13 protein-coding genes are annotated in these 12,877 nt (G+C 61.6%); all 13 read right to left on the minus strand.

All coding sequences use genetic code 11. The features are described from left to right. Positions 1-27: 27 nt before the first annotated feature. Complete coding sequence (gene hisG, locus IV091_RS07715) at positions 28-666, minus strand: ATP phosphoribosyltransferase (protein WP_293467235.1); 639 nt, start codon at positions 664-666, stop codon at positions 28-30. After that, positions 663-1,937, minus strand: coding sequence for a UDP-N-acetylglucosamine 1-carboxyvinyltransferase (gene murA / locus IV091_RS07720; protein ID WP_293467237.1), 1,275 nt, complete (start codon positions 1,935-1,937; stop codon positions 663-665). The genes hisG and murA overlap by 4 nt, the downstream gene beginning before the upstream one ends. Positions 1,938-1,959: 22 nt before the next feature. Further along, positions 1,960-2,205 (minus strand): BolA family protein, encoded by a 246-nt coding sequence (locus tag IV091_RS07725; RefSeq protein WP_293467240.1) that lies wholly within the window; start codon positions 2,203-2,205, stop codon positions 1,960-1,962. 149 nt (positions 2,206-2,354) lie between these two features. Continuing rightward, positions 2,355-3,110, minus strand: coding sequence for an ABC transporter permease (locus tag IV091_RS07730; protein ID WP_293467242.1), 756 nt, complete (start codon positions 3,108-3,110; stop codon positions 2,355-2,357). Further along, positions 3,107-4,075 (minus strand): ABC transporter ATP-binding protein, encoded by a 969-nt coding sequence (locus tag IV091_RS07735; protein WP_293467244.1) that lies wholly within the window; start codon positions 4,073-4,075, stop codon positions 3,107-3,109. The genes IV091_RS07730 and IV091_RS07735 overlap by 4 nt, the downstream gene beginning before the upstream one ends. A gap of 101 nt (positions 4,076-4,176) precedes the next feature. Beyond that, the gene (locus IV091_RS07740) at positions 4,177-4,470 is read right to left on the minus strand and encodes an STAS domain-containing protein (RefSeq protein WP_293467246.1); all 294 of its coding nucleotides are present in this window, start codon (positions 4,468-4,470) and stop codon (positions 4,177-4,179) included. A gap of 14 nt (positions 4,471-4,484) precedes the next feature. Further along, positions 4,485-5,126, minus strand: a complete 642-nt coding sequence (locus IV091_RS07745) for a phospholipid-binding protein MlaC (RefSeq protein WP_293467248.1) — start codon at positions 5,124-5,126, stop codon at positions 4,485-4,487. Between the two features lie 150 nt (positions 5,127-5,276). Then, on the minus strand, positions 5,277-6,062 hold the full coding sequence (locus IV091_RS07750; protein ID WP_293467250.1) for a VacJ family lipoprotein: 786 nt from the start codon (positions 6,060-6,062) through the stop codon (positions 5,277-5,279). Beyond that, positions 6,059-6,565, minus strand: coding sequence for an outer membrane lipid asymmetry maintenance protein MlaD (gene mlaD, locus IV091_RS07755; protein WP_293467252.1), 507 nt, complete (start codon positions 6,563-6,565; stop codon positions 6,059-6,061). The genes IV091_RS07750 and mlaD overlap by 4 nt, the downstream gene beginning before the upstream one ends. A gap of 10 nt (positions 6,566-6,575) precedes the next feature. Then, a complete protein-coding gene (gene mlaE, locus IV091_RS07760; RefSeq protein WP_293467255.1) occupies positions 6,576-7,358 on the minus strand; it encodes a lipid asymmetry maintenance ABC transporter permease subunit MlaE in 783 nt (260 codons plus the stop codon). Then, positions 7,355-8,200: an ABC transporter ATP-binding protein gene (locus tag IV091_RS07765; protein ID WP_293467257.1), complete on the minus strand. Its 846-nt coding sequence runs from the start codon at positions 8,198-8,200 to the stop codon at positions 7,355-7,357. The genes mlaE and IV091_RS07765 overlap by 4 nt, the downstream gene beginning before the upstream one ends. Before the next feature lie 53 nt (positions 8,201-8,253). Next, entirely contained in the window at positions 8,254-9,720 is a 1,467-nt protein-coding gene (locus IV091_RS07770) for a glutamate synthase subunit beta (RefSeq protein WP_293467259.1), read from the minus strand. Between the two features lie 101 nt (positions 9,721-9,821). Further along, positions 9,822-12,877 (minus strand): glutamate synthase-related protein (locus IV091_RS07775; protein ID WP_293467261.1); only part of this gene is annotated, 3,056 nt, incomplete at its 5' end.

Raw genomic sequence — 12,877 nt, forward strand, 5'->3', positions numbered from 1 at the left:
ATTCCTGGTAAAGACAATAAAGACAAATTAAGGGGCGACCGCCCGGGAAAAAGCATCAATCAGCTTGCGGATCGGCGCCTGTTTGAGCTTGAGCGCGGTCTGGTTCACTACCAGGTGCGAGCTGATGTCCATGATGCGCTCAACCTCTACCAGGTGGTTGGCCTTGAGCGTGTTGCCGGTCGACACCAGGTCGACAATCGCATCGGCCAGGCCGGTCAGCGGCGCCAGCTCCATGCTGCCGTAGAGCTTGATCAGGTCAACGTGCACGCCCTTGGTCGCGAAAAAGTCGCGGGAAATAGCCACGTACTTGGTTGCCACTTTCAGGCGCGAGCCCTGCTTCACAGCGGCTGCGTAATCAAAGCCTTCGCGCACAGCCACGCTGATGCGGCATTTGGCAATCTGCAGGTCCAGCGGCTGGTACAAACCGTCGCTGCCTGACTCCAGCAAGGTGTCCTTGCCGACCACGCCGATGTCGGCGCCGCCGTACTGCACATAGGTCGGCACGTCGGTGGCACGCACCAGCACCACGCGCAGGTCTGGCTGGTTGGTATCCAGGATCAGCTTGCGCGACTTTTCGGGGTCGTCGAGCACCTCGATACCGGCGGATTTGAGCAGCGGCAGGATGTCGTCGAAGATGCGGCCTTTGGAGAGGGCAAGGGTGATCATGACTTGACCCGTTCAATGTCGGCGCCAATAGCGCGCAATTTCGTTTCCATCTGGTCATAGCCCCGGTCCAGGTGGTAGATGCGCTCAACCAGGGTTTCGCCTTCGGCCACCAGGCCGGCAATCACCAGGCTGGCAGAGGCGCGCAAGTCGGTCGCCATGACGGCGGCACCCGAGAGTTTTTCAACGCCTTCAATGACGGCGACCTTGCCTTCGATCTGGATCTTGGCGCCCAGGCGCATCATTTCATTGACGTGCATGAAGCGGTTTTCAAAAATCGTCTCGGTCACGGTGCTGGTGCCGTGCGCAATGGCGTTGAGCGCCATGAACTGCGCCTGCATGTCGGTCGGAAAACCGGGGTATTCGGTGGTGCGAAAGGACTGGGCCTTGAGCCGGCCCTGGGCCTGGATGCGGATAAAGCCCTCACCGGCGGTGATGCTGGCACCTGCCTCGCGCAGTTTTTCAATGACCACCTCCAGATGGTCAGCACGGCCATGGCGCAACACCACATCGCCACCCGCAGCGGCCACGGCACACAAAAAGGTGCCGGTCTCGATGCGGTCGGCCACCACCTGGTGGGTGCAGCCATGCAGGCGCTCAACGCCCTGAATGCGGATGCGGCGGGTGCCGTGGCCCTCGATAAGGGCGCCCATCTTGATCAGCATCTCGGCCAGGTCGCCGATTTCGGGCTCCTGCGCCGCGTTTTCAAGAATCGTTTCGCCCTCAGCCAGCGTGGCAGCCATCATGAAATTTTCAGTCCCGGTCACGGTCACCATGTCGGTGGTGATGTTGGCGCCCTTCAGGCGTGTCTGGCCTTTGGGCAACCTGGCCAGCATGTAGCCGTGCTCCACGCTAATTTCGGCGCCCATGGCCTGCAGGCCCTTGATGTGCTGGTCCACCGGCCGCGAGCCGATGGCGCAACCGCCGGGCAGCGACACCGTGGCCTCGCCAAAGCGTGCCAGCAACGGGCCCAGCGCGAGCACCGAAGCGCGCATGGTCTTGACCAGCTCGTAAGGTGCTTCAGGGGAACTCAAGGCACCGGCATCAAGCCTCACGGTGCCCGGCACGTCCGCGTCGCGCGCAGCGGTCACACCCATGTTGCGAATCAGCGTGAGCATGGTGGCCACGTCCTGCAGGCCGGGCACGTTTTGCAGCGTCACGGGGTCGGCGGTCAACAGGGCGGCGCACAGCTCAGGCAGCGCGGCATTCTTGGCGCCGGAAATATCCACTGTGCCGGCCAGCGACTTGCCGCCCTTGATGCGTAATTTGTCCATAGGTTCTTCTTGGTCGATGCGTTCAGGCCGCGTTTTTGGCAGCCCATTCGGCGGGCGTGAGGGTTTTCATCGACAGGGCATGCACCTCGTCGGTCTGCATGCGGTTGCCCAGCGTGGCATAGACGCGCTGCTGGCGCTGGATCAGGCGCTGGCCTTCAAAGACGCTGGAAACGATGGTGGCATACCAGTGGCGGCCGTCGCCGGACACGTCGAGGTGTTCGCAGGGCAGGCCTGCGGCAATGATTTTTTGAAGTTCTTCGCTGGTCATACAGGTTTTCTAAAAAAGTCGCAGTGCCATGGATGGCGAAAAAAGTGACAAATATAAGCGGACGAAACTCCCCACCAGCAGGCGCAGCGCCCCCTTGGGGGGCAGGGAGCCACACGCAGTGGGCGACCGTGGGGGCATCATCCTGCGGGTCATGTTCTGATCTTGTAGCCCGTGCGCAGCATGTTGACTGCGACGGCGCTGACAACTAGAAATGCGCTCAGCACAATGCCCAGGCTGAGCCAGGGCGAGACGTCGCTGACGCCAAAAAATCCATAGCGAAAACCGTCCACCATGTAGAAAAACGGGTTCAGGTGGCTGACGGTCTGCCAGAAAGGCGGCAGCGAATGAATGGAGTAAAACACGCCGCTCAAAAACGTCATGGGCATGATGACGAAGTTCTGGAACACCGCCATCTGGTCGAACTTTTCAGACCAAAGACCCGCCACCACGCCCAACGCGCCCAGCATGGCCGCGCCCAGCACCGCGAACACCACGATCCAGACCGGCGCCACAAACCCGGGCTGGCCAAAAAATGCGGTCACAGCAAACACGCCTGCGCCGACCAGCAGGCCGCGCGCCACCGACGAGCCTACATAGGCAAAAAACCAGTGCCAGTGCGACAGCGGCGTGAGCAGCACAAACACCAGGCTGCCCATGATCTTGCTCTGGATCAGCGATGACGAGCTGTTGGCAAAGGCGTTTTGCAGCACGCTCATCATCACCAGGCCAGGCACCAGGAAGGCGACATAGCTGACGCTTTCGTACACGACCACCTTGCCCTGCAACACATGGCCAAAAATCAGCATGTAGAGCACGGCCGTCAGGACCGGTGCGCCCACGGTCTGGAAACCAACTTTCCAGAAACGCAGGACTTCCTTGTAAAACAGGGTTTGCCAGCCGCTCATTTTGCAACCCCCACAAACGCCAGCGCATCGGCGGCCAAAGGTTCTTTCACGTCGATTTCGTTCATCACATCGAGAAACACATCTTCAAGGTCGGCCTTGCGGAATTCCACGTCTTCGGCCACCAGGCCGGCCTCGCGGATGGCTGCCAGGTACTGCTCGATTTCGCGGGCGTTGTGCGCCGGGAACTGCACGATGCGGCCGGTAATGCGGGCCTGGGCGGCCAGATGCGGCGGCAGCTCGCTGTCAATCTTGAAGCGCAGCACGTTCGAGGAAGCGGCTTTAAGCAGCTCGGAAGTCGAATCCAGCGCCACGACCCGACCCTGCTTGAGCATGGCAATGCGGCCGCACAACGCTTCGGCCTCTTCAAGGTAGTGGGTGGTCAGCAGCACCGTGCTGCCCTGCTTGTTGAGCTTGGCAATGAACTGCCAGAGCGTCTGGCGCAACTCCACATCGACGCCGGCCGTGGGTTCATCGAGCACGATCACCTGGGGCTTGTGCACCAGCGCCTGCGCCACCAGCACGCGCCGCTTCATGCCGCCCGAGAGTTGGCGCATGTTGGCCTGGGCCTTGTCCGCCAGCCCAAGACTGGTGAGCAACTCGTCAATCCAGTCGTCGTTGTGCTTGATGCCGAAATAGCCAGACTGAAAGCGCAGGGCCTCGCGCACGGTGAAAAACGGGTCAAACACCAATTCCTGCGGCACCACGCCGATTTTTCGGCGGGCCACGGCGTAGTCGGTCACGACATCGCTGCCATGCACCAGCACCCGGCCGCTGGTGGCGCGCGACAGGCCCGCCAGAATGCTGATCAGCGTGGTTTTTCCGGCACCGTTGGGACCCAGCAGGCCGAAAAATTCGCCCTGCTGGATGTCAAAGCTGACGTTGTCCAGCGCCCGAACCGCCGGGGCGGTCTGATTTCGCTTGGAAGGGTAGGTTTTGGAGACGGACTGGAATGAGATAGCTGGCATGAGCCCATCATTTTAAGGGCTGATGCCTTGCTTGTTCAGAAGGCCCCTGTAAGGCCCCGTGCGCCGCATGACAGACCGGACGAGCCGGCGCGAACGCACGCTCAGGCTGCGGCCACTGTAGCAGCCGTTGCCACAGGTGGAATCAGCGCCTGAACGCCATAAAGGCTGGCCAGCTCACGCAACCGGGCTGGTGCGCCATGCACTGCAAAAGCTTTGCCGGCAGCCATCGCCTGGCGCCTGCATTCCAGCAGCACCGCCAGCGCGGAAGAGTCAAACTGCTGCAGGGCGCTGGCGTCAGCCACCACCTCGGCCGGCTGGGACTGCACCGCCTGCGGCAAGCCACGGGCAAACACAGCCGATGCGGCGTGCGTCAAAACGGCAGGAAGCGTCAACACAACAGCGGGCCGGCTCAGGACTTGCGGCCGCTGACGCTGACGCTGGACTTGTTGCGCTGCGCGAGCGCTGAAATCAGGCCCTCAATGCCATTGGTATTGATTTCCTGGGCAAACTGGGTGCGGTAGGTTTCCACCATCCAGACGCCCAGCACATTGAGGTCATAAATCTTCCAGCCCGTGGGGGTTTTTTCCATGCGGTAGTCGAGCTGAACCGGTTCGCCCCGGCCAATCACGTCGGTGCGCACCACGACCTCGGTGTCGGTGGGTGACGCACGCAGGGGCTTGACATTGAGCCGCTGGTCATTGACCTGCGACAGTGCGCCGGAGTAGGTGCGGATCAGCATCGCCTTGAACTCTTCCTGCAGACGCTTTTTCTGGTCAGGCGTCGCCTGGCGCCAGTTGCGGCCCACGGCAGCAGCGGTCATGCGCGTGAAATTGACATGCGGCATGACCTTGCCATCCACCAGCGCAAGCACTTTGGTCATGTCGCCGGCCTGGACTTCCTTGTCCGCCCGGATGGCGTCCAGCACTTCCACGGAAACACGCTTGATCAGGGCATCGGGCGCCTCTTCGGCTGCGCGAACAAAAGGGGTGGCCGCCAGCATGGTGAGGCTGAGCGACGCGGCCAGCAAGCGGCCCAGGGTTCTACGTTTCATGATTTTCCTTCGATGGTGAACCATCTGCTTACCCGTTTCACGGCAAACGAATGTGACTGCGCAAAAGCGGTTGGAGACCTATTTTGCGGAACAGTTGCGCGGCAGGTGATGAAGTATTGCAGCAGTTTTGTAAAGCTTGTTGACGAGGGTTCAGGGCTTGCCGGCCGGAACAGGCACTGGGGGCTGCTCAGCGCCGGGCGCCGCTTCAGGCAAGTCGTAGCGCTCTTCGGGCGGCGCATCAACGGCACGTGACGAGCGATGGCGCTGCATGTAGATGTCGCGGGCAAAACTGTACTTGTCCAGCGACGCCTGCTCCAGAAAGTCACCAACGTCCAGCAAATTCGCCCGGAGATTGACAAGGCGCAGGCTGACCAGCGAATTGCGCACGGAAATATTGTCAACGCCCTGGGTCACAAGATCTCCCTGCGAGTCAACCACCGTCCCCAACGCGTCGCGCATGTTGGAGGGGCCAAACACTGGCAGTACCAGATAGGGACCAGACGCGACGCCCCAATGCCCCAGAGTCTGTCCAAAATTCTCGCTGTGCTTGGGAATTTTCAAGTCGCTGGCGACATCGAAAATGCCGCCCAGCCCCCACAAGGTATTGGTCGTGACGCGGAAAAAGCTTTCGATGGCGGCTTGAGGCTTGGCCTGCAGCACGTTATTGACCACAGACCAGACGTCTGAAATATTGCCAAAGAAATTGGTGACGCCTGTGCGCACTGGCGCAGGTGTCACATTCTGGTAGGCGGTTGCCACGGGCTTGATGACGGCCCGGTCCAGGCCGTCATTGAACTGGAATACCGCTCGGTTCAGGGGCTCCAGCGGATCGGCCGGATTGGCATTCGGCCCGGTGGCGCAGCCCTGCAACAGGGCCAGCACCAAGGCGACCGAGGCCCAGCGGAACGATGTCGGACTTGCGATGTGTGTCGTCATTTTTTCTCTACGCTATCTGATGGCGGTGTGGCGCCCGGCACCGGGCTGCTTTCCGCGGCTTTACTGAACAAAAACTGGCCAATCAGGTTTTCAAGCACCACGGCCGATTGCGTGCTGGAAATGTTGTCGCCCGCGGCGAGGTTGACTTCAGCCCCGCCAGCCTCGACGCCTATGTACTGCTCCCCCAGCAGGCCGCTGGTGAGAATCTTCAGCGAACTGTCCTTGGGAAAAGCATAGCGGTCTTCCAGCGCCAGCGTGACGCGCGCCTGGAAGGTCTTGTCGTCAAACGTGATGTTGTCCACGCGGCCCACCACGACCCCGCTGCTGCGCACTGCAGCCTTGGGCTTGAGTCCGCCAATATTGTCAAACTTGGCCGTCACCCGGTAGGTGGACTGAAAACTCAGCGTCAGCAAATTGGCGGCCTGCAGCGCCAGAAACAGGATGGCCACGCCCCCCACCAGGACAAACAAACCCACCCACACATCATTCTTTGAGCGTTGCACCACACTCTCCTTAAGTAGTAAACATCATCGCGGTCAGGATGAAATCCAGACCCAGAACCGCCAGCGAGGCCACGACTACCGTACGGGTGGTGGCGCTGGCCACCCCTTCCGGCGTGGCTTGCGCCTCAAAACCCTGCAACAGCGCAATAAAAGTGACGGTAAAGCCGAACACGATGCTCTTGATAATGCCGTTGCCGACGTCGGACCAGACATCGACACCGCCCTGGATCTGGCTCCAGAACGCACCGGCATCGACGCCGATCATGACCACGCCCACGACCCAGCCGCCAATAATGCCCATGGCACTGAACACAGCCGCCAGCAAGGGCATGGTGATCACACCGGCCCAGAAACGAGGTGCCAAAATGCGCTTGACCGGGTCTACCGCCATCATTTCCATGACGCTAATCTGCTCGCCCGCCTTCATGAGGCCGATCTCGGCCGTCAGCGAGGTGCCGGCCCGGCCGGCAAACAGCAGCGCCGTGACCACTGGCCCGAGCTCGCGCACCAGCGTCAGCGTGACCAGCAGGCCCAGCGAATCGGACGAGCCGAAACGCTGCAGCGTGTAGTAGCCCTGCAGCCCGAACACGAAGCCCACAAACAGCCCCGACACTGCAATGATGACCAGGGAATAGTTGCCCAGAAAATGGATCTGGTCGCGCACCAGGCCAAAGCGGCGAAAGCTGCCAACGACCGTTGTCAGCAACTCAAAGAACAGCCGGGCCGCTTTGCCCAGATTGGCCAGCCAGTTGCGCGTGGCGAACCCGACGTCTGAGGGCTTGTACCAACTCATGATGAACCTCCCGGCGGCTTGGGCCCCGATGTGGGCGCAGGGCCAAAGTCGTCCTCGACGCTTGCGCCGGGATAGTGAAAACGGACCGGGCCATCCGGCAGGGCATGGACATACTGGTACACCAGCGGATCACTGCTCTGGCGCACCTCGTCGGGCGTGCCTTCGGCCGCCACCTTGCCGTTGGCCAGAATGATCACATGATCGGAAATGGCAAACGTCTGCTCCAGCTCGTGCGAGACAAAAATGCTGGTCAGGCCCATGCTGTCGTTGAGCTGCCGGATCAGCCGCGCAGCCGTGCCCAGCGAAATCGGATCGAGGCCGGAAAAGGGCTCGTCGTACATCACCAACTCGGGGTCCAGCGCGATCGCGCGCGCCAGCGCAATGCGCCTGGCCATGCCGCCGGAGACCTCGCTGGGCATCAGGTCACGCGCACCGCGCAGGCCCACGGCATTGAGCTTCATGAGCACAATGTCGCGAATCAGCGCATCGGGCAGGTCGGTATGCTCGCGCAGCGGAAAGGCGACGTTCTCAAACACGCTCAGATCGGCAAACAGCGCGCCAAACTGGAACAGCATGCCCATGCGCCGCCGCGCAGCGTAAATCTGCGGCTGGTTCATGGGCGTGACGTCCTGGCCGTCAAACAGCAACTGGCCGGACTGGGCCCGGTTCTGGCCACCGATCAGCCGCAAAATGGTGGTTTTGCCGCCGCCCGAGGCACCCAGCAAGGCCGTGACCTTACCTCTGGGCACCGACAGGGAGATGTCGTCCAGAATGACGCGCTCCCCGTACCCAAAGGTCAGATTTCGCAGTTCAACAAGTGATTCGGTGGAAGATGAAGCCATAAAAAACAAAAGCCGGACTTTCCGGCTCTTGGATCATAAGGGATTACGCTTACTTACCTTGGCAGGTCGCTAAATCCCATCAAAAATTCATCCACCGCGCGGGCGGCCTGGCGGCCTTCGCGAATCGCCCACACCACCAGGCTCTGGCCGCGCCGGATGTCACCCGCGGCAAACACCTTGGGCACGTTGGTGGCATAGCCACCCGTGAACTCCGTGCTGGCCTTGGCGTTACCCCGGTTGTCTTTTTCAATGCCAAAAGACTCCAGCACCGAGGCGACCGGCGACACAAAGCCCATGGCCAGCAGCACCAGGTCGGCCTTGAGGATTTTTTCCGAGCCCGGCACTTCAACCATCTTGCCGTCTTTCCACTCGACGCGAACGGTTTTCAGGCCGGTGACCTTGCCTTTTTCGCCAATCAGTTCCTTGGTGGAGATAGCGAACTCGCGCTCGCAGCCTTCTTCGTGGCTGGAACTGGTACGCAGCTTGATCGGCCAGTAAGGCCAGGTCATGGGGCGGTTTTCTTCTTCGGGCGGCTGGGGCATCAGTTCAAACTGGGTCACGCTGGCCGCGCCGTGCCGGTTGCTGGTGCCGACACAGTCGGAACCGGTGTCGCCGCCACCAATCACGATGACATGCTTGCCTTCGGCCCGGAGCTGGCCCTTGACCTTGTCGCCCGCATTCACCTTGTTTTGCGTGGGCAAGAATTCCATGGCGAAGTGCACGCCATCCAGGTCGCGGCCAGGCACAGGCAAGTCCCGCGACTGCTCGGCGCCGCCGGTCAGTATCACGGCATCAAAGTCTTTTTGCAGTTGTTCAGGTGCAATGGTTTCCTTGGCCCAATTGGTGACTTTGGAGTCCTTGGGCAGGCTGCCCACCATCACGCCGGTGCGGAACTGCACGCCTTCGGCCTGCATTTGCTTGACGCGGCGGTCAATATGGGTTTTCTCCATCTTGAAGTCGGGAATGCCGTAGCGCAGCAAGCCGCCGATGCGGTCGTTCTTCTCAAACAGCGTCACGTCATGACCGGCCCGCGCGAGTTGCTGGGCGGCCGCCATGCCGGCCGGCCCGGAACCGACGATGGCAACCTTTTTGCCGGTCTGGTGCTTGGGCAACTGCGGCGTGACCCAGCCCTCGGACCAGGCGCGGTCAATGATGGCATGCTCAATCGACTTGATGCCCACGGCGTCGTCGTTGACGTTCAGCGTGCAGGCCGCCTCGCAGGGCGCGGGGCAGATGCGGCCGGTGAACTCCGGAAAGTTGTTGGTGCTGTGCAGCGTGTCGATCGCGTTTTTCCAGTCAGCGCGAAACACCATGTCGTTGAAGTCGGGAATGATGTTGTTGACCGGGCAGCCGCTGGTGCAAAACGGTGTGCCGCAGTCCATGCAGCGCGCCGCCTGCTTGCCGGCCTGCGCATCGTTCAGGCCAATGACAAATTCCTTGTAGTTCTTCAGCCGCTCGGTGACGGGCTTGTAGCCCTCTTCGATGCGCTCGTATTCCATGAAGCCGGTGATTTTTCCCATGATGCGTCCTGTGCAATTTTTTAAGCGTTTTATGCTGCCAGCCCTCTACCAAAGGGCGCAAGCAGCTATAAATACAATAGCAAACGATAGCCGCCCTGGCCTTACTTGGCCAGCGCCGCCTCCTGGTTGGTGGCCACCTGCACGCGCGTGGTTTCGGTCGCCGCTTCCAGCCGGCGCTCCTTGCGCTCGATCAGCGCCCGCTTGTACTCATTGGGGAACACTTTCACAAACTTCAGGCGCGACTCCTGCCAGGTGTCCAGCAACTCGCGGGCGCGCTTGCTGCCGGTCCAGCGGTTGTGGTCCTGCAGCAGACGCTTGAGCTGCTCTTCGTCGGTTTCGCCGGCATGCCAGTCGGCCTGGTCGTGGGTGTGCTGCTCGGCGGTGGTGACGATCTTGTCCATCGACACCATGGCGGTGTTGCAACGGGTTGCAAACTGGCCGTCTTCGTCATACACATAGGCCACGCCGCCGCTCATGCCGGCCGCAAAGTTGCGCCCGGTCTTGCCCAGCACGGCCACGGTACCGCCCGTCATGTACTCGCAACCATGGTCGCCAGTGCCTTCAACGACAGCCGTCGCACCCGACAGCCGCACCGCAAAGCGTTCGCCGGCCACGCCGCTGAAAAACGCCTCGCCCGTGGTGGCGCCGTACAGCACGGTGTTGCCGACGATGGTGTTCTTGTGCGACTCACCCCTGAAGTCGATACTGGGGCGCACCACGATGCGGCCGCCAGACAGGCCCTTGCCCGTGTAGTCGTTGGCATCGCCAATCAGGTACATGGTGATGCCCTTGGCCAGGAAGGCGCCAAACGACTGTCCGCCCGTGCCTTCCAGCTGGATGCGCAGGGTGTCGTCCGGCAGGCCCTGGGGGTGCAGGCGCGTCAGTTCACCCGAGAGCATGGCGCCCACTGTGCGGTTGACGTTGCGTGCGACCTCGATGAACTGCACCTTTTCGCCTTTTTCGAGGGCGGCTTTCGACTTTTCAATCAGGCGCTTGTCCAGCGCCTTTTCAAGCCCGTGCTCTTGTTCCATGACATGGCGGCGCGGCACATCGGCCGGCACCTGGGGCTGATAGAACAGACGGCTGAAGTCCAGACCACCGGCCTTCCAGTGCGTAATGCCTTTTTGCGTGTCCAGCAGGTCGGCGCGGCCAATCAGTTCGTCAAACGTGCGCACGCCGAGTTGCGCCATCAACTGGCGGGCTTCCTCGGCCACAAAGAAGAAGTAGTTGACCACATGCTCAGGCTTGCCGCTGAATTTCTGGCGCAGCACCGGGTCTTGCGTGGCAACACCCACCGGGCAGGTGTTGAGGTGGCATTTGCGCATCATGATGCAGCCTTCAACGACCAGCGGTGCGGTCGCAAAACCGAACTCGTCGGCACCCAGCAGCGCGCCGATCACGACGTCGCGGCCGGTTTTCATCTGGCCATCGGCCTGCACGCGAATGCGGCCGCGCAGGCGGTTGAGCACCAGTGTTTGCTGGGTTTCGGCCAAACCGATTTCCCATGGGGACCCGGCATGCTTGATGGACGACCAGGGCGAGGCCCCCGTGCCGCCGTCGTGGCCGGCAATCACGACGTGGTCGGACTTGGCCTTGGCCACGCCCGCGGCAATGGTGCCGACGCCGGTTTCGCTGACCAGCTTGACGCTGATGCTGGCGCGCGGATTGACGTTTTTCAGGTCATGGATCAGCTGCGCCAAATCCTCGATCGAGTAGATGTCATGGTGCGGCGGCGGTGAAATCAGGCCCACGCCGGGCACCGAGAACCGCAACTGCCCGATGTATTCGCTGACCTTGCCGCCGGGCAACTGGCCGCCCTCGCCGGGCTTGGCGCCCTGCGCCATCTTGATCTGGATCTGGTCGGCCGACACCAGGTATTCCGCCGTGACACCAAAGCGGCCCGACGCCACCTGCTTGATGCGCGAACGCAGCGAATCGCCGTCCTGCAGCGGCAGATCGACTTCAACCACTTTCTCGCCAATCACGCTCTTGAGCGTATCGCCGCGCTTGATCGGGATGCCCTTGAGCTCCTGGCGGTAGCGGGCCGGATCTTCGCCGCCCTCGCCGGTGTTGCTCTTGCCGCCGATGCGGTTCATGGCGACGGCCAGCGTGGCATGGGCTTCGGTGCTGATGGAGCCGAGCGACATGGCGCCGGTGGCAAAGCGCTTGACGATTTCCTTGGCCGACTCGACCTCGTCGATCGGGATGGCCCTGGACGGGTCAATCTTGAATTCGAACAGGCCGCGCAGCGTCATATGGCGGCGGCTCTGGTCGTTGACCAGCTGGGCATATTCCTTGTAGGTGTTCCAGTTGTTCGACCGCGTGGAATGCTGCAGCTTGGCAATCGTGTCGGGCGTCCACATGTGGTCTTCGCCGCGCACGCGCCAGGCGTATTCGCCGCCGGCGTCCAGCATGTTGGCCAGCACCGGGTCGTCGCTGAAGGCATCGCGGTGCATGCGCAGGGCTTCCTCGGCAATCTCGAACACACCCATGCCGCCCACCTGGCTGGAAGTTCCGGTAAAGAATTTGTCCACGGTTTCACGGTTCAGGCCAATCGCCTCGAACAACTGGGAACCGCAGTAGCTCATGTAGGTCGACACGCCCATCTTGGACATGATCTTGGACAGGCCCTTGCCCACCGCCTTGGTGTAGTTGTAGACCGCCTTTTCGGTGCTCAACTCGCCCGGCAGTCCTTGGGACAATTCGGCCAGGGTTTCCATGGCGAGGTAGGGATGGACCGCCTCGGCGCCGTAGCCAGCCAGCACGGCAAAGTGATGCACTTCCTTGGCAGAGCCGGTCTCGACCACCAGGCCGGCGGTCGTGCGCAGGCCTTCTTTCACCAGATGCTGGTGAATCGCGGACAGCGCCAGCAAGGCAGGAATGGCGACTTGCGTCGCGCTCACGGCGCGGTCACTGACGATCAGAATGTTCTTGCCATCCTTGATCGCATCGACTGCTTCCGCGCACAGCGAGGCGAGCTTGGCCTCGACCCCCTCATGGCCCCAGGCCAGCGGATAGGTGACGTCCAGCGTGTAGCTCTTGAACTTGCCCTGGGTATGCGCCTCAATGTCGCGCAGTTTTTGCATGTCGGCGTTATTGAGCACCGGCTGGCTGACTTCCAGCCGCATCGGCGGGTTGACCTGGTTGATGTCCAGCA

Origin of the sequence: Polaromonas sp., assembly GCF_018780625.1 — a bacterium.
Taxonomy (GTDB): domain Bacteria; phylum Pseudomonadota; class Gammaproteobacteria; order Burkholderiales; family Burkholderiaceae_C; genus Polaromonas.